Origin of the sequence: Rhodococcus zopfii NBRC 100606 = JCM 9919, from assembly GCF_001895025.1 — a bacterium.
GTDB classification, from domain to species: Bacteria; Actinomycetota; Actinomycetes; order Mycobacteriales; family Mycobacteriaceae; genus Rhodococcus; species Rhodococcus zopfii.
On sequence record NZ_BCXI01000031.1, the window covers coordinates 94484 to 117046 of the forward strand.

The window sequence follows — 22563 nt, forward strand, 5'->3', positions numbered from 1 at the left end:
TTTGTACGAGAATCCTATTCTCATTCTTGGGGTGTGGCAATGCCCAGCCTCACCGTGGTGTGGCAAGGCCCTGACCTACGAGGTACTGATGCCCTGCCTCACCAGGTACTTCTGGACCTTCCCGCTCGCGGTGCGAGGGAAGTCGTCGACCCGGTGCAACTGCTCGGGCCACTTCTGCTTGGCCATCCCGGCCCGGTCGAAGTGATCGCGGATCTCGTCCATCGTCGGCATCGTTGCGCCCTGCTGCAGGCGCAGAACGGCGGCGGCGCGCTCACCGAGGCGGTCGTCCGGCACCGCGACCACCGCGGCCTCGGCGACCCCGGGGATCGAGAGCAGCACTTCTTCGACCTCGAGTGCGGCGATGTTCTCGCCGCCGCGGATGATCATGTCGGACTTGCGATCCGTGATCGTCAGGTAGCCGTCGTCGTCGAGCACTCCGACGTCGCCGGTGTGGTACCAGCCGTCGTCGTCGAACGCCGCGGCGGTGAGCTCGGGATCGGTGTAGCCGATGCACAGGTCCGGTCCGCGGCTGAGGATCTCGCCGTCCTCGGCCAGGCGGATCTCCACGCCCGGTGCCGGCGTGCCGTCGGTGAACAGGCGTTTGTCCTCGGGGGCGGTCGAGAGCGAGCTCGTGATCGACGGGTGCTCGCTGCTGCCGTAGGCGCGGAAGACACAGATGCCCATCTTCGCGAGCCGCGTGGTCACGGTGGCCGGGACGGAGGAGCCACCCAGGCCCGCATACCGCATGAACGGCAGGTGCTCGTCGCTGAAATCGGGGTGGTCGATGAGGCTCGTGACGAAATATGTGGCGCCGCCGCCGACGGTGAGACCGTCCGATTTCATCAGTGCCAGAGCCTGTCCCGGGTCCCAGACGTCGGCGAGATTGATGGGCGAGCCGTCGAGCACGGGGATGAGGAAGGCGTTGACCATGCCGATGAAGTGGCCGACCGGGGCGGCGGTGAGCTGCTTGCCGCGGTCGGCGGGGTAGCGGGCCGAGAGCTGCCGTGTCTCGCAGCCGAGCGTGCGGTGACTGTGTACGACGCCCTTGGGGGCGCGCGTGGTGCCGGAGGTGAACGCGATCAGCGCGGCGGCGTCCGGGTCCGTCGCGACGATGCCCTCCATGGGTTCGTCGCTCAGCAGGTCGTCGAAGTCGCGTCCGACGACGCCGACGATCGGGACGTGCTTGCACAGGTCGGGCTGGAACTCGGCCCGCCCGAACTGCTCGACGGAGATGAACACCTGGGGGTTCGTCTGCTCGAGGATGTAGCCGACTTCCTTGCGTCCGTAGAAGTGGACGATCGGGACCACGGTCGCGCCCAACAGGGACGAGGCCCAGAAGACGGCGGCCGCCTCCATCCAGTTGGGAAGCTGGAAGGCAATGACGTCACCGGGGCCGACGCCGCGGGCCCGGAGTCCGCCGGCGAGCCGGCGAGCAACCAGTTCGACTTCCCGGAAGGTTCCGGACCAGGGACGCACGGCCGAGTGGACCCGGAACTCGACGTCGGGTGCGGCCGCGAGACCTCGGCCGAGCATGTCCCCGAGCGTGTCGTTCGTCCACCACCCCTCCTGTTCGTAGCGCGTGACCAGTTCGGTGGGGATATGCCGCATGCGTGAGCTCCAATGCCCGAGATGGGGCCGCGCCGAGGCTGCACGGAGCCTCGCCGGGCGTCGGTTCGATCGATGTTCAGCTGTGCGAGCATGTTATTCTCCAAAAATCAGAATGCCAATATCACGACGGAGAGCAGCGCATGGTCGATCTCGAGCTTGAACAGGGCCTGGCGGTCGTCACCATCGACCGGCCGGAGGCGCGCAACGCGATCGCGCCGGAGACGATGGACCAGTTGGAGAAGGCTCTGGACGAGGCCGAGGGCGCGAAGGCTCTCGTGATCCGCGGCGGTGGCGACCGCGCGTTCGTCTCGGGTGGTGACCTCAAGGAGCTGAGCAAGCTCCGGACCGTGGAGCAGGCGGCCGAGATGGCGCGGCAGATGCGGACGGTGTGCGACCGGATCGCGGCGTTCCCCGCCCCGGTCGTCGCTGCGCTCAACGGTCACGCGTTGGGCGGGGGCGCCGAGGTCGCGGTGGCCGCGGACATTCGGATCGCCGCCGACGACATCAAGATCGGGTTCAACCAGGTCTCGCTCGCGATCATGCCCGCGTGGGGTGGCGCGGAGCGGCTCTCTGCGTTGGTCGGCCGGGGCCGCGCGCTCATGCTGGCCGGTTCGGGCACCGTGCTAGATGCTCCCGAGGCGGAGCGCTTCGGTCTCCTGGACCGGGTGCTGCCGCGCGCCGCATTCGACGAGGGCTGGCGTTCACTCGCTCGCGCGCTCGCGAACGATCCGGCGGGGGAGATCAAGCGGGTACTGGCTGGGGTGTCCGCTGAGGAGGCGATCTCGGCGTTTGCGCACCTGTGGGTGAAGGACGAGCACTGGTTGGCTGCCGACAAGGTTCTGAATCGGAGCAAGTGAGCGAGCGCCGCCCTGCTTCGGGAAGACGGATTCCCGAAGCCGGATCGTCAGCTGCCTGTGACGTCAGCCACAGCTGCGTTTGAACTCGTGTTGCTTCTGTGACCAACTGGGGACGGGTGTGGTCGACGAGTCAAGCAATTCCGGGAAAATCGGGCGATGCAATCGTCTCGTGTCAAGAGCAACACGCCGAAAGCTTTGAAGTCGTTGTAGCCTGTGACGAAACTGTGATCTGTTTGTTACCAGATCGGCGTTCGACACAAGGGATTTGTTTTGCGTTTCAACCCGAGCAGTAACCAGTCCTGCCCCACCCGTTCCAGGAAGGGCCGACTCGCCGGTGGGCTCGTCGCGATACCGCTGACCGTCGGTGCCTTCCTCGGCGCCGGAACCGTCGCGGCGCACGCAACTCCGAAGGCTGCGTCCATCGAAGCAGCGGGCTGGAGTCCGACGGCTGCGCCGAGCGTCACCGCCCCGCAGGTGCTCGCCGTGCCCCGCACCGACCTGTCCGTCTACGTCGAGCAGCTCGGGCAGGCAGCGCAACGCGAAGCCGAGCGGATCGCGCAGGCGGCCGAGGCCGAACGCATCGCCCGCGAGGAAGCGGAGCGCCTCGCGCGGGAGGAAGCGGAACGCCTCGCCCGCGAGGAAGCGGCGCGTCGTCCGGCAGTGGCGTTCCCGGCCGCCGGTACCTTCACGTCCGGATTCGGCCCCCGGTGGGGAACCAACCACAACGGCATCGACATCGCCAACGCGATCGGAACCCCGATCCTGGCCGTCACCAACGGAACCGTGATCGAGAGCGGTCCGGCGTCCGGATTCGGACTGTGGGTGCGCGTCCAGCAGGACGACGGCACGATCGGCGTCTACGGCCACGTCGACCAGCTGCTCGTCTCGGCCGGGCAGCCGGTCCGTGCCGGAGACCAGATCGCCACCATGGGCAACCGCGGCCAGTCCACCGGACCGCACCTGCACTTCGAGGTATGGCAGCCCAACGGCGCCAAGATCGACCCGGCGCCGTGGCTCGCCGCACGCGGGATCCCGATCCCGGGAGCGCATCTCGGCTGAGCGCCGGAACACGATCGGGCGGCCTTCCCTCCTCGTCGGAACATTCACGAGGAGGGAAGGCCGCCCGTATTCGTGGGAGCGCTGAGCTACAGACCGAACGAGCGGCCGATGATCTCGCGCTGAATCTCGTTGGTACCGCCGTAGATCGTGGCTCCGAGCGACGCACGCACGTGCTGCACCATGTCGAACTCGGTGGAGTAGCCGTAGCCGCCCATCATCTGCATGCCTTCGAGTGACATCGCCTTGGCGACCTCGGTGGCCTTCAATTTCGCCATCGACGACGCCCGCGCCAGGTCCCCGGCCCGAGCAGGATCGTCGGCCTGCTTCGCGACGCTGTAGACCAGTAGTCGCACGCATTCGATCTCGGTGGCGAGATCGGCGAGCCGATGCTTGACGGCCTGGAACGATCCCACAGGCTGACCGAACTGGGTGCGCTCGGTGACGAAGCTCAGGCAGTCGTCGAAGGTGCGTTCAGCGGTACCGAGCATCTGCGCGGCGAGGATCAGGCGTTCGGTCGCCAGACCCGCCATCAATTGCGACCAGCCCTGTCCGACCTCGCCGACCACTGCGTCGGCCGGCAGTTCGCAATCGGTGAAGTACAGGTCGTTGACCTCGGTTCCGTTCATCGTGTCGATGCTCTTGATCGACAGCCCCGGGGTGTCCGCGGGCACGTGGAACATGGTCAGGCCCTGGTGCTTCTTCTCGCCGCGTTCGGTGCGGGCCACGAGCAGGATGCTGTCGGCGAGGTGGGCATTGGTGCACCACGTCTTCTGGCCGTTGATCACCCAGCCCTCGGCAGTTCGCTCGGCACGGCACGTCAGGGCGGCGACATCGGAACCCGCACCCGGCTCCGACATCGAGATCGCCAGTGCCGCACCGTCTGCCAGGCGACCGAGGACGGACCTCCTGAGTTCCTCGCTCGCGAACTTCGTGTAGATACCACCGGTGATGAGGGTGGTGCCGTGCCACGGAACCGGTGCCATCCCGCGGGCGAGTTCCTGAAGCAGGACACACAGATCCACATGGTTGCCGCCGGCGCCACCGTACTCTTCGGGCACATTGATCGCGGCCCAGCCGAGTTCGGCGATCCGACGGTTGATCTCGAGGCTGTGGCCCTCGCGGCCCCCGTCCGTCAGCTTCTCCCGCTGCTCCCGGGTTCCGACTTCGCGCCGGCAGAACTCGCGGACCGCCGACCGGAACTCGAGCTGTTCATCGGTGAGCATCACAGTCATCTTCTTCTCCTGGAATGGAAGGGGTTCGGTCAGACCAGGTCGCCGACCGGAGCCCGGACGCCGTGGGTTTCGCTCTCGTCCGTGGACTCCGCACCGGAGCGGAAGTTGCCACGCGTCGCGTAGGCGGACACGAACGAGATGACAGCGGTGACGACGAGGATCGCGGGGAGCGGCCACCAGTGTCGCGAACCGTCCGTGGGCACGAGCGCGGCGGCGACGAGAGGCGTCGGCGCCGCCCAGACGACACCGGCGAAAGCGCTGCACAGCGCCACACCGCTGTAGCGGATCGCGGTCGGGAACAGTTCGGCCGTCATGCTCGAGACCACCGCGTAGGTCGTCGCGTGGCCGAGGACGAGAGCCGCGGTGAACGCGATGATCATCAGGACGATATTGCCGGTGTTGAACAGCGCGAAGAGCGGGAAGGCGAACGCCGCGGTGAACACGACGCCACCGACGAACACCGTCCAGGCGGACAGCTTGTCGCAGAGAATTCCGACACCGACCATCGCGATCAGGTCGACCACCGCGGCGATCAGCAGGATCATCAGGGTCTCGCTCTTGGCGAATCCGTGGATGTTCGTGGCCATCGTGAGCATGTACGTGGTGATCAGGTAGAACAGCACGATCACGCTGGCCTGCAGTCCGATTCCGGCGGCAACCTTGCCCGGCATCGTACGCAGCACGGTCAGGATCGGATGGCTCGTGACGTCACCGGTCTCCTTCGCCTCGGTGAACTCGCTCGATTCCTCGACGCCGAGGCGGATGATCATGCCGATGACGACGAGGACGAATCCGGCCAGGAACGGAATGCGCCAGCCCCACGACATCAACTGCTCTTCGGGCAGGCGGGCGACGAAGTACATGACGACCGTCGCGAGCACCAGTGCCAGCGGACTCGCGATCTGCGGTGCCGATCCGTAGAACCGGCGCCGGGACGCGGGTGCATTCTCGACGCTCATCAGGACGGCACCGCCCCATTCGCCGCCGACCGCGACACCCTGGAGAAACCTCAAGGCAGTCAAGAGGATCGGGGCCCAGATCCCGATCTGGTTCCAGGTCGGCAGCAGACCGATCAGGCCGGTGGCCACACCCATCACGGTGAGCGTGGTGATGAGGGTTGCACGCCGGCCCAGCCGGTCACCGAGGTGCCCGAAGACGAACGCGCCGACGGGCCGCGCGAGGAACGCGACGCCGAGGGTGGCGAAGGACGCGAGTGTCCCGACGTTGGAGTCGAAGGACGGGAAGAAGATCTTGGAGAAGACCAGCGTTGCTGCGGTGGCGTAGATGAAGAAGTCGAACCATTCGACGGTCGTACCGACGAGACTCGCCAGGAACGCGCGTTTCTGTTGCTTGGTCCCGAAGGTGGAGGGGGAGTGTGTGGTCATGGGGGTGCCCTTTCGGAGGGGACTTCTCGTGGTGCGGGGGAGATTCCTTCGGTAGAACCGGACATCGACCTATCGGAATCGGGCGTGGCCGCCGGAGATCACGCCGGTGCCATCGATACGCGCATCGAAATCGGTGCCGTCGGCGCCGGCCTGCGCTCGGACGGTGAGGGTGTTGTCGGGCAGGACGGGCGCCGCGAACCGGGCCCGCAGTTCGCTCAACTCCCACGGCTGTGCGCCGGACGCAGCGGCCACCGACCGTGCGGCAATCCCGAGAGTGCACAAGCCGTGCAGGATGGGCCGGGCGAATCCGTAGCCGGCGGACACCGCGGGGTCGATGTGCACCGGGTGCAGGTCGCCGGTGAGACGGTACAGGGCAGGAAGGTTCGGTTCGATCCGGAACCGGTCCTCGAACTCGGCGCCGTCGAGGTCGACGCGCGGAGACGACGGAGCGCGCTCACCACCCCAACCGCCCGACCCGGGCAGGTGGATCGCGTAGGTCGCGGTGAACTGCTCGCATTCGACGGCGATATCGATCGTCGCCGCGGAACCCTTGTCCCAGACCTCCGCGACGCGGGCGCGCATCTCGAGCTTCCCGGCGCGCGGCAGCGGGTCGTGCACGGTGAGCTGCTGGGCGGCGTGCAACGACTTCAGGCGGTCGTAGGCGCCGAGAGTCCCGGCTTCCTCCACGGCCCACAGACCCAGCCCGAGCCCGAACGTGGGAAGAACATGCAGGTCGCGTTCGTACACCAGAGGCAACTGGTTCGGACCGGCCCCGACGCACAGTGCGTACAGGATCGCGTCGGACTCGTCGTACGAGACGACCCGGGTGCCGAGGTCGTGTCCCTTCAGGGCGGCGACGGCGTTCACCGGAACGCTCCGATGTTCGTGACGGCCTGGCCGAGGACCAAGGTATGGACCTCGTTGGTGCCCTCGTAGGTGTAGACGGATTCGAGATTGTTCATGTGCCGGATCACCGGGTACTCCAGGGTGATGCCACTGGCGCCGAGCATGCCGCGAGCCTCGCGGGCGACGTGCAGGGCCTGCGCGACGTTGTCCTTCTTGCCGAAACTGATCTGCGCAGGGGTGAGGTTGCCCGCGTCCTTGAGCTTGCCGAGGTGGATGGCCAGCAGATGCGCTCGGTTGACCCGGATCAGCAGTTCCGCCAGCTTGCCCTGGGTGAGCTGGAATCCGGCAAGAGGCTTGCCGAACTGGGTACGGCTCAGCGTGTAGTCCAGGGCCGTCTCGTAGCAGTCGCGGGCTGCGCCCACTGCGCCGAACAGGATGCCGAAGCGGGCCTCGTTCAGGCATGACAGCGGGCCCTTGATCCCGGTGACGCCGGGCAGAACCGCGGAGCCGGGCAGGCGGACATTGTCGAGCACGATTTCCGCGGTGACCGATGCGCGCAGCGACAGCTTCTTCTCGATCTTGCGGGCCCGGTAGCCCTCGGTCTTCGAAACCGCGGATGCCTTCGTCGGTCTGCGCCCAGATGACGGCGACATCGGCGAGGCTGCCGTTGGTGATCCACATCTTGGTGCCGTTGAGGATCCAGTCGTCACCGTCACGACGAGCGGTGGTGCGCATGCTGGACGGGTCGCTGCCCGAGTCCGGTTCGGTCAGTCCGAAGCAGCCGATGGCCTCCCCGGCTGCCATGCGCGGCAACCATTCCCGCTTCTGCTCCTCGGATCCGAACTTCCAGATCGGGAACATCGCGAGCGAGCCCTGGACGGAGACGAAGCTGCGGGCGCCGCTGTCTCCTGCCTCGAGCTCGAGGCATGCTGTTCCGTAGGCGACGGCGCTCATGCCGGCGCAGCCGTAGCCTTCGAGGTGCATACCCAGCATGCCGAGCTTGCCGAACTCGAGGGCCATCTCCTTCGGGAAGTCGTGGTTCTCGAACCATTCGCCGACGTTCGGCTTGATCTTCTCGTCGACGAACTGGCGGACGGTCTGCGCGACCATCCGCTCCTCGTCGCTGAGAAGCTGTTCGAGGGCGAGGAAGTCGCGGGGGTCGGGGGCGAGTGACGTGTTGGTCATGGAAGTCCTTGGGTCGGTGGGGATCAACGGGCGGTGACGCCGTGCCGCTCGGCGGCGGTGACGCCGTGGCGTTCGGCGGCGGTGACGCCGTGGCGTTCGGCGGCGGACGCGACCGCATCGTGGCGGGCGGTGCTGTCGAGCAGGCGGATTCGGGTGGCCTGCCATTCGGCGTCGTCGTAGTGACCGTTGTCGAGTTCGTGGAGCAGTGCGCGGGTGGCGGCGAGAGCGTCCTGTGGTGTCCGCGTGAGTGTTCCGGCGAGAGCGATCGCCCGGTCGCGGGGATCGCCGACGGCCCGATGGGTCGCGAGACCACTGCGCACGGAATCGTCGGCGTCGAACCTCTCCGCGAGGACCAGCAACCGGGTGACCGTGGCGCGGGGCAGGGTCGCGTGGATCCGCCGGATCGATGTCGGGTTGTAGAGCAGACCGAGTTCGACTGCGGGAACCCGGAACCAGGCACCGGCGCCGACGACTCGGGCATCGCACGAGAGCGCGAGCTCGACGCCGGCACCGACGCACGGGCCGTCGACGGCGGCGATCACCGGAACAGCGCTGCGCCGGATCGCGGTGCACGCCGCGTCGAGGTCCCGGTCGTACTCCAGGTCGGCGGAGGTGCCCGTCAGGTCCGCGAAGTCCGCCCCGGCGCTGAAGACCGATCCGGCACTGGTGAGCACTACGGCGCGAGCACCGTCCGGAAGAGCGTCGAACGTCGCGCGGATCTCCCGGAGAAGACTCCGGGACAGTGCATTTCGCAGCTCTGACCGGGAGAGGACGACCTCGAGGACGTCGTCGCCCTGCCGGTGGAATGCGAGCCCGGGCGCGGTCACGACACCGGCTCCGGCTGCGGCAGGTACGCCAGGTCCCAGCGGGACCGCACCGGCGAGTAGTCGAAATTCAATGAGGCTTCCAGAGATTCGGCCAAGTTGAGCAGCGCGGCATCACGACCGCGAGCAGCGACGAGTTGCGCGCCGATCGGCAGGCCGTCGGAGAGTCCGGCCGGCAGAGTGATCGCGGGTGTCCCGGCCACGTTGAACGGCGAGGTGAACGGGAACGCTCCCCACAGCCAGTCGACGTCGGTCCCGTCGATGGTTGCCGGCCGCTCGCCGTGCGGGAAGGCGACGGTGGGAGTGAGGATCGCGTCGAAGCCGTGCAGGAATTCGCCGATCCGGCGGCGGAACACGGGCAGTGCTTCCCTGGCGGCCGCGACGTCTGCGCTGCGGAGCTTCGTGGCGGCACGCAGGCTGGCGTGCTCGTACGAGGTGAGCAACTCCGGCCGGTCCAGCAGATGCCCACGTTCGCGCAGTTCGTCGTCGAGGACGAGGGGTCCGAAGATCTCGTTCCAGCCCTCGATCGGGATTTCGGTCTCGACGACCTCGTGCCCGAGATCGGACAATGTCGCCGCGACTGCGGCGAGCCGGTCGGCGATCGCGGGATCGACAGGGCGTCCGTCCGGTCGCGGGCAGTAGGCGATCCGCTGACGGGACACGGCCACGCGCTCGAACGTCGTCTCCGCGAGGACCTCGACCATGAGGCGGGCGTCGTCGACGGTCCAGGCCAGAGGGCCCGCGGTGACGAAGTCCGTCATGGCTCGGAAGCCCCGCTCGTCCGCACACAGCCCGGTGGTGGGCTTGAATCCGACGAGTCCGCAGAACGCGGCCGGGATCCGAATGGATCCGCCGCCGTCCGATCCGAGCGCGATCGTGGCCAGCCCGGCGCCGACGGATGCGGCGGCGCCACCGCTCGAGCCACCCGGAGTCCGGGAAACGTCCCACGGGTTGCCGGTGTCCGGCCCGAGCAGATTGTCGCTCGTGGCGGACTGGCAGAACTCCGGCACGTTCGTCTTGCCGGGCATGACCGCCCCGGCGGCACGCAGTCGCGCCACGACCCCGGAATCGGATCGGGCGATGCGGCCGCGCTGCGTCAGTGACCCGAGGGTGGTCTCGGTGTCGGCGAGGTGGAAGGCGTCCTTGATCGACACCGGCACTCCGAGCAGCGGGGCCCGGTCGCCGCGTCGGTAACGCTCGGCTGCGTCGGCGGCCTGCACGCGGGCGAGCTCCGGGAGGGCGGTGACGTACGCGTGCACCTGCGGGTTGACCCGCTCGATGCGCTCGAGGACCTCTTCGGTGACGTCGACGGGGCTGAGGTCGCCGCGGGCGAAGGCGTCGGTGAGGTCGCGGACCGGAAGGTACAGATGCTGGTCAGCCATGCGGATGCACCCCTCCGCTGATTCCGTACACCTCACCGGTGACGTAGCCCGAGTCCGGGCCGACGAGGAAGGAGACCAGACCGGCGACGTCCTCGGGACGGCCGACACGACCCACGAGGGACCGATTCTCGGCGTAGCCGGAGAAGAACTCGTCGGGGTAGATCTTCCGGAGGAAGTCGTTGTAGATCAGACCGGGGGTGACGGCGTTGACACGGATACCGAACTTGCCGTTCTCGGCGGCCGCGACCCGTGTCAGTGCCAGGACGCCCGCCTTGGCGGCCGAGTAGGCGGCGCCGTGCTCGGTGCTGGTCTCGTACGCCGCGATCGAGCTGATGTTGACGATCGCGCCGGAATTGTTCTGCTGCATGATCGGCAGGGCGTGACGCATCGTGTAGAACGTGCCGTTCAGGTCGACGTCGAGGCACCGTCGCCAAGTGTCGGAGGACATTTCGGCGACGGGTTCGATTTTGCTCCAGCCGGCGTTGTTCACGAGGACGTCCAACCGCCCCTTCGTCGAGGCGATTTCGCCGATGACGGACTCCACCTGTGCCTCGTCGGTGACGTCGAGGGCGTGGTGGGTGAATTCACGGCCGAACTCGGCGGCCAGCTTGTCCGCGAGTTCCTGGCGGCGGCGTTCGTGGATGTCGGTGATCACGACGTCGAATCCGTCCGCCGCGAGGCGGGTCGCGATGGCTGCGCCGATACCGGCGCCCGCGGCGGCGGTGACGAGGGCGGTGGGGCGTTCTTGCATCATGAGGCCTTTCGGATATGGAGCAGTGGAAGTCAGTGACCGATAATGCGTTCGAGCAGCGCGACCGTCTGCTCGGGCTGATCGACGAGCATCAGGTGGCCGGCGTCGGTGATCTCGGCGTAGGCGGCGTGTTCGACGGCGCCGAGGATGATGTCGGCGGCCTTCTTCGGGCAGAAGCTGTCGTGATCGGCGCCGATGATGGTCACCTCGACGTCGGAGCCGATCTTCGTCAGTTCAGGGGTCAGGGGAGATTCGACAAGAGCTGCCATCGCGGTCGAGGCGTTGATGTAGCCGGCGGCGTCGCCGACCGCGGCGATCCGGGCCTCGGTGACGGCGTCGACGTCGGAGGCAGGATTGTGAAGCGCTGCAGCGGTGTCCGCGCGCAGAGCGTCGCGCTGTTCGGCACGGTCTGTGCCACGGAAGAGTTCGATGCGGCCGGCATAGAAGGAGGCTGCGCCGCGTCCGACGACGCTCGACGTGCCGAGGGCGACGACCGTCGGCAGCAGGTCCGGGCGGACGGCAGCGGCGGAAAGGACGACCGTGCCCCCGAGCGAGAAACCGACACAGATCGCGGGACCGGTGACGTTCTCGAGGAAAGCGATCAGGTCGTCGCGCAGCTGGGCGAGCGAACCGTCGGGCGTCCCTACCGTGGTACTGCCGTGTCCGCGCAGGTCGTAGGCGTAGGTGGTGACTCCGAGGTCGGCCTCCTGCACCTTGCGCCAGCTCAGGTGATCCTCGGCGAGCCCGTGGATGAGGACCACGGCCGGGCCGGTGCCGGAACGGCTGTAGGTGACATCGATGTCGCCGAGCGTTGCGGTGTGGGTGGACAAGGCTTCCTCGATGCCGCTGGTCATGCGATCTCCTCCGTGATCATTTCTCTGAGAATGTTCTTGCGGATCTTTCCGGCCGGCGTCTCCGGCATGCCGTCGATCACGCGAACGGATTCCGGCCACAGCCGGCGGGGTACGCCGTTGTCGGCGAGCCAGTCGAGCAACTCCGCGAATTCGGGTGCTGTGCCACGGGGTTCGATCACGGCGCAGATGCGCTCTCCGAGCCGGTCATCGGGGCTTCCGATCACGGCGATACGGGCGATCTGCGGATGGCCGGCGAGTGCGTTCTCGATCTCGACAGGGGAGATATTCACCCCGCCGCGGATGATGAGGTCCTTGATGCGGCCGGTCAACCGCAGGTAGCCGTCGTCGTCGACGATTCCGGTGTCACCGGTCCGGAACCAGCCGTCCGCCGTGAAGGATTCGCGATACATCTCGTTCTGCCCGATGTATCCGAGGAACAGCGACGGTGTGCATGACGATCTCTCCGTCGGTGCCGCGGGGGGCGAGTTCGCCGCCGGTAGTGATCGTCTCGAGCTCGACTCCGGGCATGGTCCGTCCGCAGGTCCGGGCGACGAGTTCGACGGTGTCGTCCGGGAGGCTGGAGGTCGCTCCACCCTCGCTCATCGCCCATATCGCCGCGATCCGGGTGCCGGGCATCTGCTTCTGGGCCGATGCGATCAGGCTCGGGGCGACCGGTGCCCCGCCGCAGAGGAATACCCGCATCCCGTTCAGCTTGGGTGCATCGGCATTCCACTCGGCGTCGACCACATCCTTGAGGAAAGGAGTTGCTGCGACGGTGATTTCGCACCCATACCGGTCCACGAGCTCGAGGGCCTGCCGGGCGTTCCACGCGTCCTGCAGGATCAGCGTCGCGCCGGTCATCATCGACATCCGCGCGCCGTGCCAGAAGCCGGTGCTGTGTCCCAGTGGAGACGGCATGAAGATCGGGCGTTCGCCGGTAACCGAGTACCGGTCGATGACGGACCGGTTGTAGGCACTCAGGCTCGCGTCGGAGTGCGCGATCGCCTTCGACTTACCGGTGGTGCTGGACGAGAACAGGATGTGCGCAGTGCCGGCCGGATAGTCGGGAATCCGGGCCGGCGGGCCGTCGAACGTCCGCCAGGTTCGGTTCTCGTGGTCGCCGTCGATGAGCAGAACGTGGACGAATCTTCCGAGTTCCGCTGCAAGCGAATCTGATTCGGCAACGAAGTCGCGGCCGCGATGTGCGCGAGGGAGCACGACCGCCCGAGCTCCGACGAGATTCGCGGTGTAGGCGATGGACTTCGGATCGGTGGTGACCGGGAGTGTTCCGGGGATCAGGCCTGCGCGGACGACCGCCAGGTATGCGGCCATCCACTCCGTCCAGTTCGGCAGGCACAGGACGGCGACGTCGCCCGCCACGAGTCCGTGGTCCGACAGCTCCCGCCCGATGTCGGTCGCGAGGTCCCACAGCTGCCTGCGGCTCAGCGAGTTGCCCCGGTCGTCGCGGACCGCTGGGGCGTGGGGGTCCCGGTCGAGGTGTGCGCGGAACAGGCCGAGGGGTGTTCCGTTCGCGGGTTCGCGTGTCGAACGCTCGTCGAGAGTGTCGCAGGCAAGGGTGGATGGGCTGGAGTTCACGGTGACTCCGTTCGGTGAGAAGTCGGGTGGGGAGGGCGCGGCGGTGGATGCGTCGCGACTTCGATGCACCGATTCTGGATGTTGCCCGGGCCACAGTCAAGAGAGTGACGTCGCTTTTTTGTAAACTCCGCGTATCGGGCTGTGAAGCGGTTACGATGCCCACAACGAAAAGGAGTGTCATGACGCACGTGCCGAACACCACCAAGGGACGTCGCACCCGGACCCGCCTTCTCGACGCCGCCCGTTCGGTATTCGCTCGCGACGGCTACGTCGGGACCACGATGAGCGGGGTGGCCACGGAGGCGGGAATGTCGCTCGGCGGTCTCTACCGGTATTTCAAGGACAAGGACGACCTGTTCTCGGCGCTGATCGCCGACACCCACGACGACCTGTTCCGGGCGAGCGGGGCGACCGAGCACCGGCTGGAAGCCGAGCCGTACGAGACGCTGCTCGAATCCAATACGGGCTATCTGTCGCACTACTACGAAAACCGCGACATCATGCGGACGCTCGTGGAGGCGGCGAGCGTCGAACCGAAGTTCCGCGAGTTCTGGTGGCAGATGCGCAACCGGCACATCGATCGTTTCACCACCGTGCTCCGGCTCAAGTGCGGGATCGAGGAGTGCGGCGGGCAGCCGGTGCGGGTCGTCGTGGAGGCGATGGCGTGCATGGTCGAGCAGTCGGCCTATGTCTGGTACGCCCAGGACGCGCTGCAGAAGTCGCCGATCCCGATCGACCAGGCCGCGGAGGTCGTCACGCGGATCTGGTTTCGGACGTTCTTCACGGCCGAGGCATAGTCCGGCTCGACTGCGAACGGCGACCGCCCCGCGAGCAGCGGGAACGGTCGCCGTGTGCGGTGATCACCAGATCTTCACGCGCGCTTCAGGTTCCAGATACAGTGCGTCTCCCGGAGTCACGTCGAACGCCTCGTAGAAGGAGTCGATGTTCCGCACCACACCGTTGCACCGGAATTCCGGCGGAGAATGCGGGTCGACGGCGAGCCGGCGGGTTGCCTCCTCGTTGCGAACCTTGGTGCGCCACACCTGCGCCCAGCCGAAGAACACCCGCTGCAGGCCGGTCAGTCCGTCGATCACCGGAGCCGGTTCACCGTCCAACGCGATCTCGTAGGCCTTCAGTGCGATCGACAGGCCGCCCAGATCGCCGATGTTCTCGCCGATCGTGAAACTCCCGTTGACACGCTGTCCCGGTAGGGCTTTCGGCTCGAACTCGTCGTACTGCGCGATCAATGCGGCGGTCCGCTTCCCGAACTCCTCGCGATCCGAATCGGTCCACCAGTTCTCGAGATTGCCGTCGCCGTCGTACTTGGCGCCCTGGTCGTCGAAGCCGTGGCCGATCTCGTGGCCGATGACCGCGCCGATCCCGCCGTAGTTGGCGGCGTCGTCGGCATGCAGGTCGAAGAAGGGCGGCTGGAGGATCGCGGCGGGAAACACGATCTCGTTCATGCCCGGGTTGTAGTACGCGTTGACGGTCTGCGGTGTCATGAACCATTCGTTGCGGTCCACCGGACCACCGAGCTTCGCGAGATCCCGGTCGTATTCGGCGGCGTACCCGCTGCGGTAGTTCCCGACGAGATCGGTGGCGTCGACGATGACGGCCGAGTAGTCGCGCCAGACGTCCGGGTAGCCGATCTTCGGCGTGAACTTGTCGAGCTTCTTCAGCGCGGCGGTCCGTGTCTCGGGGCTCATCCACTCGAGATCGGTGATGCTGCGCCGATACGCCTCCTGCAGATTCTCGACGAGCACCTGCATGCGGATCTTCGCCTCCACCGGGAAATGCCGCTCGACATACAGCTTCCCGACGGCCTCGCCGAGCAGATCCTGCACGAGCGAGACGCCGCGCTTCCAGCGTTCGCGGTTCTCCTGCGCGCCGGTCATGGTGCGGCCGGAGAACGCGAAGTTCTCGTCCACGAGCGCTTCGGTGAGATACGGGGCCCGAGCCCGCAGGACACGCCAGGCCGCCCAGATCTTCCAGTCGTCGAGCGACTCCTCGGTCCACACCCGGGTGAACACGTCCAGGAAACTCGGCTGCCGGACCACGATCTCGGCCCACTGCCCGGGCGTCGACCCGAGGCCGGCGATCCAGCCCGACCAGTCGAACCCGGCCTGCTCGGTGCGCAGTGCGTCGAGGGTGGTCAGGTTGTACGACAGGTCGGCGTCGCGGCGCTTGACGACGTCCCAGTGGCCGGACGCGAGCCTCGTCTCGAGCGCGAGGACCCGCTGCGGATCGTGGTCCAGTCCGGCCAGGGCAAACATGCGGCCGATGTGGGCGACGTACTCGTCGCGGATCTCGGCGTAGCGGTCCTCGCGGTAGTACGACTCGTCGGGCAGCCCGATACCCGACTGGGTGACGTGCATGAGGTAGCGCTCGGAGTTCTTCGAATCGGTGTCGACGTAGTGTCCGATCGCGCCGCCCGCGCCGACCCGCTGCAACTGTCCGAGGATCGTGGCCAGCTCGGCCCGGTCCGCCGCATCGGCGACCGCGTCGAGTTCGCCGGCAATCGGGGTGAGCCCGGCCGCCTCGATCCGCTCGGTGTCCATGAAGCTGGTGAACAGGTCACCGATCTTCCGGGCGTCGGTACCTGCCGGAGCATCGGACGCGGCGGCCTCCTCGATGATCGTCCGCACGTCGACCTCGGCCTTGTCCGCGAGCGTGCGGAACGCGCCGTCGAGCGCGCGGTCGGCGGGGATCTCGTGCGTGGCCAGCCAACGGCCGTTGACGTGCTCGAACAGGTCGTCCTGGGCGCGGGTGCCCTCGTCGACGTGACTGAGGTCGATGCCGGAGTGCCGTGCCTCCGAGTGCTGCGCGATGGTCATGCGAACCATCCTTACACCGAAACGGAGACCGGTGCAGACGGGTGCTGCACGAGCGGTGGCTCGTCTGGTTGTACCGAACGCGCCGATGGCGGTTGCATACCGGTCGTACGATCGTGGACGGGGCATCGAACGAGAAGATTCGGGAGCACACGGCCATGACCGCGGACGCAGTACCGCCGACGCAGATGATCGTCGATCCTCGATTCCTGCAGGTCGCCGATCGGTTCTTCCGGATGTTCCGCACACGGCAGCAGGGCGGCGGGGCGCTGGCGGCCTACCTGTACGGCGAGCCGGTCCTCGACATCTGGGCCGGATGGGCCACCCGCGACCGCCGGTGGGCGCACGACACGGTGGCGTTGTCCTTCTCGACCGGCAAGGGCGTGGCCAGCACCGTGCTGCACCGCCTCGCCGAACGCGGCCTCGTGAAATACGACGATCCCGTCGCCGCGTACTGGCCGGAGTTCGGTGCCGCCGGCAAGGAAGCGATCACGATCCGCGAACTGATGTCGCATCGTGCGGGGCTGCACCGGGTGCGCGGACTGATGCCCGGTCCGCTCGACCTGCTGGACTCCGATGCCGTCGCGAAGGCGCTCGCGGCTGCCCCACCCGATCGGCGCAGGCTGTCCGGGCCCGGATACCACGCGGTCACCTACGGCAACCTCGTCGCGGAGATCGCCTGCCGAGTGACCGGCCGGACCTTCCCGGAACTGGTCGAGCAGGAACTCGCCGGACCGCTGGGTCTGCGCGAATTCTGGTTCCGGGTTCCGCAGAACGAGAGGCGACGACTGGCACCGGTGTTCCCCAGGGTGAACCCGCTGCCCTCGTCGTGGAGCGCCACCGCGCGGGTGATGTCGCGGTTGCCGGGGGTCCGGGGCATCGCGGAAGCGGGCATGGCGGAAGGCTTCGACGAGCTGATGCGCAGCCCGTCGGCGCACGACGCCGTGATGCCCGGCTGGAACGGCGTGTTCAGTGCCCGCGCGCTCGCCCGCATGTACGGTGCGCTCGCGAACGGCGGCACGCTCGACGGGGTTCGGCTTCTGAAGGAGGACACCCTCGACCAGGTCCTCGAGGTGCAGACCCGGCGCCGCGACTACGTGCTCGGAATCCGGCCGAACTGGCGGCTCGGCTATCATCCGGGCTGGGTTGCCTTGCGGGAGCAGCCGTTACGATCGATCGGACACTACGGGTTCGGCGGGTCGGGCGCGTTCGCGGACCCCGAGACCGGTTTGTCGATCGCGTTCGTGACGAATCGGCTCGGGAGCAACCTGACGACGACGATCGCCGACGCGCGATTCCCGCGTCTCGGTGGTGATGCGGTGTCGATCGCGCGGCGCGCCGCCTGACTGCCCGGCGCGCCGCCCGATCTGCCGGATCAGCCGTCGATACCGAGATTGACGGCTGCGAGGATCCGGTCCGGCTGCCGCGAGACGGTTGCCATGCCCGACTCGTCGAAGATGCCGTCGGTGTCGTTGCGGGTGTCGCGTCCGGTGTGCTCGGTATACGGGTCGACGGTGGAGAAGATCTCGTCGCCCAGGGCGTCGTCGAAGTACAGCTGCGTGGTGAGCACCGTCGACTTGTCGATGTGCACCTTCACGTGGACGTGCACGGTGCGCCCGACGTACCAGCCCGGGAAGATCGTCGTGAAGTAGGCGATGCCGCTCGCATCGGTCACCTGGGCGCCGCGCAGGTATGTGCCGTCGTCCGTGGTGGTGGCCTCGCGGTCGCCGACGCTGTACGAACCGTCCGAGGTCTCCCCGGAACCGGCAACGCCGCCGGGCGGCGACATCCCGTCCGGTGGCTGCATTCCCTCGGGCGGGGTCATGGCACCGGAACCACCGGGGGGTGGACCGCCGGGTCCACGTCCCCCGCCACCGCCCTGGTCGGCGGCGATGGAACCGGATTCGAAACCCGAATACACCCCGCCGGCATCGCAGTGCCAGATCTCGACGACCGCGTTCGCGACCGCGCTCGCGGAGCCGTCGGTGCTGCAGTTTCGCAGATCCTGCACGCGAAGCGCGAGCTGCAGTTCCAGGCCGGGACGATCCTCCCGGATGTCGCGGCGGATGGAGTCGACGTCGAACCAGTACGGTCCCTGGGTCTCCTCGCTCGTCATCACGCAGTTCGGGGCCTGGTCGAGGAGCGCCCGGAGCTGATCCTCGATGCTGCCCGAGGTGGTCGCGGTCGCGTCCGTGGTCGCGGAGCCGGCCGCGGACGTCGCGGTGCTGCTGCCGCTGTCGGTGCCGCACGCGGCCGCGAGCAGGCCGCCGAGGCTGATGGTTCCGCCGAGCGCCAGTGCCCGCCTACGGCTCACCCGTTTGCGGCTGAGCTCCACGTCTTTGTTCACGGTTCCTCCCGGTGTCGAGATCGTGACTCCATCGTGGCGCGCGGGCCTGGACGCCGGTGGTGAGCTTCCTGCGAGGTTCCTGTGTGCCGGTCAGTCGGAGGTCGCCGCGTGCAGCTGCGCGTTCGCGTGGGCACGGAAGTACACCGTGCCGTCGTCGCCGGTCAGTCGCGCTTCGATCGTGGCGAGCCGTCGCCCGGCCCGGACCACCTCGGCGTGGGCCCGGATATCGGGACCCGGGGCGTCGGGGGAGCGCAGGTAGTCGATGCTCAGGTTGAGGATCCGGTACTGCCCGCCCGTCTCGGTGAGGGTCTGGGCGGCGAGTCCGGTGATCGTGTCGGCGATGGACACGAGCACGCCGCCGTGGATCGAGCCGAACGGGTTGGCCATCCATTCGGCCGGTGTGACGAGGCCGTCGACACGCCCGCGTTCGGCACGCTGCACGCGCAGGCCGAGGATCGCGGCCAGCGGCCCCCGCGCGATCGTGCCGTCGACGATGCCCTCGACGATGCCGAGCCCGGACCGTCCGGCGAGGGACTCCGATGCGGCCCACGGCTCGGGTTCGGGAACGCTCAGCGCCACTGCGGCCGGCAGGGTCTCGGGATCGTCGGAGCGTGCGCGTCCGACGGCCATGGCCCGGCCGACGACGTGGGCGACGAGACTGCCCGATGCGTCCACGATCTCGGCTTCGGCCAGCGCGGTCGAGTCGTCGGTGTGCAGGGCCCGGCCGGTGCCGACGATCGTGCCGTCGGACGGGAACGGGTTCGCCGCCGACACACTCAACTGCGCGAGGACGGTGCCGACCGGGCCACCCATCCGGTCCCGCAGCGCGGCGGCGGCCGGTGCGCCGATCACGACGTCCGTGAACACACCCATCGACCCGATCGTGGTGACACCGCGATGATCGAGCAGCCTCGGACCGAGCGTCTGGGCGATCTGCGTGGAATCGGATGAGAAAGTCTCCCGCGTGATGCCCATGACTGTGACGGGCCGGTCGAGCGGGAGGGTCTGGGTGCTGATGGTCACCCGTTCTCTCTACCACTGTCCCTTACCGAGCGATCGGTGAGGTCATCGGACGGTCATCACCGGCCGATGGTCGCGTGCATCTCCCAGACGAGGACCTCGGCTCCGGTGGTGGCGCTCAGGCGCTGCCCACCGGAGTTCGTCAACCGCACCGCGTCGCCCTCGGCGAGCGGGCCGACACCCTCGAGGTCGGCGCTGCCCTCGGCGACGAAGACGTGCAGGTACGGCGCCTCGGGCAGGGTCACCGTCCGGTCCGGCTGCAGCCGCGCGACCGACAGGCCCGCGTACTTGTTGTGGATCCGGATCGCCGCGTGGTCGCGGTCCTTCGCCATCCCGGAGGCGACAGGCACCAGACCGCCGCGCATCAGTTCGTCGTCGATCTCGAGCTGCTCGTAGCCGGGCGTGATGCCGGCCTCGTCGGGCGCGACCCACATCTGGACGAACCGCACCGGATTCGCGTGCTCGGTCGCGTGCGTGCCGGTGACGCCGTCGAGACGCCACGAGTCGTTCTTCTCCGAGTGCAGGATGCCGGTTCCGGCGCTCATCCGCTGGGCGAGCCCGGGATAGATCACGCCGGAATGTCCGATCGAATCCTGGTGCACCAGGCTGCCGCGCAGCACCCACGTCACGATCTCCATGTCGCGGTGCGGATGGGTGTCGAAACCCTTTCCGGGCGAGACGATGTCGTCGTTGTTGACCAGCAGCAGGCCGTGGTGGGTGTTGTCCGGATCGTAGTGGTGGCCGAACGAGAAGGAGTGCTTCGAATCCAGCCAGTCGATCTTCGTCTTCATCCGGTCGGCGGCGCGCCGGACGTCGATCAGCGGGGTCTGCGACATGGTGTTCCTCTCGAAGTGCGTATTTCAGCCTAGTCGGGGTGCGGTTACCGCTGTTCGTGCTCGGCGGGGACCGAACCGAGGCGACCGGCCTGGTAGTCCTCGAAGGCCTGAATGATCTCGGCCTTCGTGTTCATGACGAACGGTCCGTACATCGCGACCGGCTCGCGAATCGGCCTGCCGCCCAACAGGAAGACCTCGAACGACTCGGTACGTGAATCCTGCGCCGCGGCCGCGGTCAGCGTGATCGAGTCGCCCTTCGGTCCGAACACCACGGTCTGTCCCGAGCGAGCCGGTGCCTGTTCGGCGCCGGCGGTGCCGTCGCCGGCCAGGACGTAGGCGAGCGCGTTGTACTCGGTGTTCCACGGCAGCGTCACCGAGGCGCCGGGCGCGATCGTGAGGTGGGCGAGCGCGATCGGGGTGTGGGTGACGCCCGGACCGTGCACACCACCGATCTCACCGGCGACGACGCGGATCAGGGTGCCGCCGTCGGGCGACGACGCGAGCGCCACGTTGCTGCCGGAGATGTCCTGATAGCGCGGCTGTGCCATCTTGTTGTCGCGAGGCAGGTTCACCCACAGTTGCACGCCGTGGAACAGTCCGCCGCTGACGACCACGTGCTCGGGCGGCGCTTCGATGTGCAGGATGCCCGCGCCGGCGGTCATCCACTGGGTGTCGCCGCCGGTGATCGTGCCGCCGCCGTTCGAGTCCTTGTGCTCGAGGATGCCGTCGATCATGTACGTCACGGTCTCGAATCCGCGGTGCGGATGCCACGGGGTCCCCTTCGGTTCGCCCGGCCCGTACTGGACCTCGCCCATCTGGTCCATGTGGATGAAGGGATCGAGGAAACGTTGGTCGATTCCCGCGAACGCGCGGCGGACGGGGAAGCCCTCGCCCTCGTAACCCACCGGGGCGGTACGCACACCGAGCACCGGGCGCGCGGGACGATCGGGTGCCGGGGCCTCGATCCGGGGCAGGGTCAGGATGTTGTCGACGGTGACCGCGGGCATCGCGGGCTCCTCTCAAGTAGTTGACTATGCAACTATATTAACCCGGATGACGGGCAGAATGTTCCCGACCGGGTACGTGATGAGTTTCTGCGCGTCTGCGAGTCGAACCATGGGACCGCACCGATCGGCCCGCACCGCGGACCGCGACCCTCAGGAGCCCACATGTCCCGCATGCTCTTCGCCAACCTCCCCGTCAAGGACGTCACCGCGACCCGCGCCTTCTTCGACACTCTCGGGTTCACGTTCAATGAGATGTTCTGCGACGCGAACACGGCGTGCATGGAGATCAACGAGCAGACCTACATCATGTTCCTCGAGGAACCGCGGTTCCGGAACTTCATCAACGACGACATCTGCGACACCGGCAAGGCCCGGGAGGTGCTACTCGCCTTCTCCGCAGACAGCCGCACCGATGTCGACCGCATCGTCGACGCCGCGATCGCCGCCGGCGGAACGGACTGGACCACGCCGGGTTCGGCCGAGGCGGACGTCGAATTCATGTACGGGCGGGCGTTCCGCGACCTCGACAACCACGTGTGGGAGGTGTCGTGGATGGACGTCGAGGCGGCGGCAGCCGCGATGGGGCCGCAGGCGGAGAGTGCCGCGCAGTCCTGACCGGTTGATCGTTCGGCGGGGCTGCCCGGGGGTTCGGTTGTGCCGGATCCCGGCGGCCGTCGTCAGCGGACTCCGAGTGATCGTGCTGCGGACAACCGCGCGATCCCGCATGGCTCCCTCGGGATTACCGGGCTGGCCCGATTCCGCACCGTCGAGCAGCCTGCCGCGAACAATTCTGCCCCGGCGTCGGCAAATCGCCGGCAATTCGTCGGTACCGGCGAATTCGGCGTAGGCAATTTCTGATCGTAACGAGGGAATAGCGCGTATCCCCGCAGGTGGCACCGGGTGCATAAACGATGTTGGACGACTGTCCGAGTGGCCGACAGGG

20 protein-coding genes and 1 pseudogene are annotated in these 22563 nt (G+C 67.7%); 5 read left to right on the plus strand and 16 right to left on the minus strand.

All coding sequences use genetic code 11. The annotated features are described in order from the left end of the window. Window positions 1-75: 75 nt before the first annotated feature. A complete protein-coding gene (locus tag RZ1_RS19615; protein ID WP_072814175.1) occupies window positions 76-1608 on the minus strand; it encodes an AMP-binding protein in 1533 nt (510 codons plus the stop codon). 140 nt (window positions 1609-1748) lie between these two features. Between RZ1_RS19615 and RZ1_RS19620 the strand changes: the two genes are divergently transcribed. Continuing rightward, window positions 1749-2465: an enoyl-CoA hydratase/isomerase family protein gene (locus RZ1_RS19620; RefSeq protein ID WP_072814176.1), complete on the plus strand. Its 717-nt coding sequence runs from the start codon at window positions 1749-1751 to the stop codon at window positions 2463-2465. Window positions 2466-2813: 348 nt separating this feature from the next. Next, window positions 2814-3524, plus strand: a complete 711-nt coding sequence (locus RZ1_RS19625; protein WP_072814206.1) for a M23 family metallopeptidase — start codon at window positions 2814-2816, stop codon at window positions 3522-3524. Window positions 3525-3610: 86 nt separating this feature from the next. Here RZ1_RS19625 and RZ1_RS19630 read toward each other — a convergent pair whose 3' ends face one another. The 10 genes and pseudogenes from RZ1_RS19630 to RZ1_RS19675 all read right to left on the minus strand — a co-directional run bounded on the left by RZ1_RS19630 (window position 3611) and on the right by RZ1_RS19675 (window position 13579). Next, window positions 3611-4756: an acyl-CoA dehydrogenase family protein gene (locus RZ1_RS19630; protein WP_072814177.1), complete on the minus strand. Its 1146-nt coding sequence runs from the start codon at window positions 4754-4756 to the stop codon at window positions 3611-3613. Between the two features lie 29 nt (window positions 4757-4785). Then, window positions 4786-6141 (minus strand): MFS transporter, encoded by a 1356-nt coding sequence (locus RZ1_RS19635; protein WP_072814178.1) that lies wholly within the window; start codon window positions 6139-6141, stop codon window positions 4786-4788. 69 nt (window positions 6142-6210) lie between these two features. Further along, window positions 6211-7008 (minus strand): MaoC/PaaZ C-terminal domain-containing protein, encoded by a 798-nt coding sequence (locus RZ1_RS30580; RefSeq protein ID WP_072814179.1) that lies wholly within the window; start codon window positions 7006-7008, stop codon window positions 6211-6213. Continuing rightward, window positions 7005-8172 (minus strand): annotated as a pseudogene (locus RZ1_RS19645) (acyl-CoA dehydrogenase family protein). The gene RZ1_RS30580 and the pseudogene RZ1_RS19645 overlap by 4 nt, the downstream one beginning before the upstream one ends. 23 nt (window positions 8173-8195) lie before the next feature. Beyond that, window positions 8196-8999 (minus strand): enoyl-CoA hydratase/isomerase family protein, encoded by an 804-nt coding sequence (locus tag RZ1_RS19650; RefSeq protein ID WP_072814180.1) that lies wholly within the window; start codon window positions 8997-8999, stop codon window positions 8196-8198. Then, the gene (locus RZ1_RS19655; RefSeq protein WP_072814181.1) at window positions 8996-10378 is read right to left on the minus strand and encodes an amidase; all 1383 of its coding nucleotides are present in this window, start codon (window positions 10376-10378) and stop codon (window positions 8996-8998) included. Before RZ1_RS19655 ends, RZ1_RS19650 begins: the two co-directional genes overlap by 4 nt. Further along, window positions 10371-11132, minus strand: coding sequence for an SDR family NAD(P)-dependent oxidoreductase (locus tag RZ1_RS19660; protein ID WP_072814182.1), 762 nt, complete (start codon window positions 11130-11132; stop codon window positions 10371-10373). The genes RZ1_RS19655 and RZ1_RS19660 overlap by 8 nt, the downstream gene beginning before the upstream one ends. 29 nt (window positions 11133-11161) lie before the next feature. After that, window positions 11162-11983, minus strand: a complete 822-nt coding sequence (locus RZ1_RS19665) for an alpha/beta fold hydrolase (RefSeq protein WP_072814183.1) — start codon at window positions 11981-11983, stop codon at window positions 11162-11164. Beyond that, a complete protein-coding gene (locus RZ1_RS19670) occupies window positions 11980-12393 on the minus strand; it encodes an AMP-binding enzyme (protein ID WP_083583793.1) in 414 nt (137 codons plus the stop codon). Before RZ1_RS19670 ends, RZ1_RS19665 begins: the two co-directional genes overlap by 4 nt. Further along, window positions 12347-13579, minus strand: a complete 1233-nt coding sequence (locus RZ1_RS19675) for an AMP-binding protein (RefSeq protein ID WP_072814185.1) — start codon at window positions 13577-13579, stop codon at window positions 12347-12349. The genes RZ1_RS19670 and RZ1_RS19675 overlap by 47 nt, the downstream gene beginning before the upstream one ends. Before the next feature lie 179 nt (window positions 13580-13758). On the opposite strand from RZ1_RS19675, the gene RZ1_RS19680 reads away from it, so the two are divergent. Next, the gene (locus RZ1_RS19680) at window positions 13759-14376 is read left to right on the plus strand and encodes a TetR/AcrR family transcriptional regulator (protein ID WP_072814186.1); all 618 of its coding nucleotides are present in this window, start codon (window positions 13759-13761) and stop codon (window positions 14374-14376) included. Window positions 14377-14439: 63 nt separating this feature from the next. Here the strand turns inward: RZ1_RS19680 and RZ1_RS19685 are convergent, their stop codons facing one another. After that, window positions 14440-16413 (minus strand): M13 family metallopeptidase, encoded by a 1974-nt coding sequence (locus tag RZ1_RS19685; RefSeq protein WP_072814187.1) that lies wholly within the window; start codon window positions 16411-16413, stop codon window positions 14440-14442. A 155-nt stretch (window positions 16414-16568) separates the two neighbouring features. Between RZ1_RS19685 and RZ1_RS19690 the strand changes: the two genes are divergently transcribed. Then, on the plus strand, window positions 16569-17756 hold the full coding sequence (locus tag RZ1_RS19690) for a serine hydrolase domain-containing protein (protein WP_072814207.1): 1188 nt from the start codon (window positions 16569-16571) through the stop codon (window positions 17754-17756). A 29-nt stretch (window positions 17757-17785) separates the two neighbouring features. Here RZ1_RS19690 and RZ1_RS19695 read toward each other — a convergent pair whose 3' ends face one another. The 4 genes from RZ1_RS19695 to RZ1_RS19710 form a co-directional block, all read right to left on the minus strand. Then, window positions 17786-18757, minus strand: a complete 972-nt coding sequence (locus RZ1_RS19695; RefSeq protein ID WP_072814188.1) for a peptidase associated/transthyretin-like domain-containing protein — start codon at window positions 18755-18757, stop codon at window positions 17786-17788. Window positions 18758-18847: 90 nt separating this feature from the next. After that, window positions 18848-19780 carry a PaaI family thioesterase gene (locus RZ1_RS19700; protein ID WP_139281901.1) on the minus strand — a complete coding sequence of 311 codons (933 nt, stop codon included), beginning with the start codon at window positions 19778-19780 and terminating at the stop codon, window positions 18848-18850. 56 nt (window positions 19781-19836) lie between these two features. Next, complete coding sequence (locus RZ1_RS19705) at window positions 19837-20613, minus strand: pirin family protein (RefSeq protein WP_072814189.1); 777 nt, start codon at window positions 20611-20613, stop codon at window positions 19837-19839. 44 nt (window positions 20614-20657) lie between these two features. Then, the gene (locus tag RZ1_RS19710) at window positions 20658-21620 is read right to left on the minus strand and encodes a pirin family protein (protein ID WP_072814190.1); all 963 of its coding nucleotides are present in this window, start codon (window positions 21618-21620) and stop codon (window positions 20658-20660) included. Window positions 21621-21782: 162 nt separating this feature from the next. On the opposite strand from RZ1_RS19710, the gene RZ1_RS19715 reads away from it, so the two are divergent. After that, on the plus strand, window positions 21783-22235 hold the full coding sequence (locus RZ1_RS19715; RefSeq protein ID WP_072814191.1) for a VOC family protein: 453 nt from the start codon (window positions 21783-21785) through the stop codon (window positions 22233-22235). The last annotated feature ends 328 nt before the right edge of the window (window positions 22236-22563 follow it).

Coding starts and splice junctions, on each gene's coding strand:
- RZ1_RS19630 (WP_072814177.1), bottom strand. CDS start 4,756: ATGACTGTGATGCTCACCGATGAACAGCTCGAGTTCCGGTCGGCGGTC.
- RZ1_RS19635 (WP_072814178.1), bottom strand. CDS start 6,141: ATGACCACACACTCCCCCTCCACCTTCGGGACCAAGCAACAGAAACGC.
- RZ1_RS19670 (WP_083583793.1), bottom strand. CDS start 12,393: ATGTATCGCGAATCCTTCACGGCGGACGGCTGGTTCCGGACCGGTGAC.
- RZ1_RS19665 (WP_072814183.1), bottom strand. CDS start 11,983: ATGACCAGCGGCATCGAGGAAGCCTTGTCCACCCACACCGCAACGCTC.
- RZ1_RS19615 (WP_072814175.1), bottom strand. CDS start 1,608: ATGCGGCATATCCCCACCGAACTGGTCACGCGCTACGAACAGGAGGGG.
- RZ1_RS19715 (WP_072814191.1), top strand. CDS start 21,783: ATGTCCCGCATGCTCTTCGCCAACCTCCCCGTCAAGGACGTCACCGCG.
- RZ1_RS19710 (WP_072814190.1), bottom strand. CDS start 21,620: ATGCCCGCGGTCACCGTCGACAACATCCTGACCCTGCCCCGGATCGAG.
- RZ1_RS19705 (WP_072814189.1), bottom strand. CDS start 20,613: ATGTCGCAGACCCCGCTGATCGACGTCCGGCGCGCCGCCGACCGGATG.
- RZ1_RS19655 (WP_072814181.1), bottom strand. CDS start 10,378: ATGGCTGACCAGCATCTGTACCTTCCGGTCCGCGACCTCACCGACGCC.
- RZ1_RS19680 (WP_072814186.1), top strand. CDS start 13,759: ATGACGCACGTGCCGAACACCACCAAGGGACGTCGCACCCGGACCCGC.
- RZ1_RS19660 (WP_072814182.1), bottom strand. CDS start 11,132: ATGATGCAAGAACGCCCCACCGCCCTCGTCACCGCCGCCGCGGGCGCC.
- RZ1_RS19685 (WP_072814187.1), bottom strand. CDS start 16,413: ATGACCATCGCGCAGCACTCGGAGGCACGGCACTCCGGCATCGACCTC.
- RZ1_RS19690 (WP_072814207.1), top strand. CDS start 16,569: ATGACCGCGGACGCAGTACCGCCGACGCAGATGATCGTCGATCCTCGA.
- RZ1_RS19620 (WP_072814176.1), top strand. CDS start 1,749: ATGGTCGATCTCGAGCTTGAACAGGGCCTGGCGGTCGTCACCATCGAC.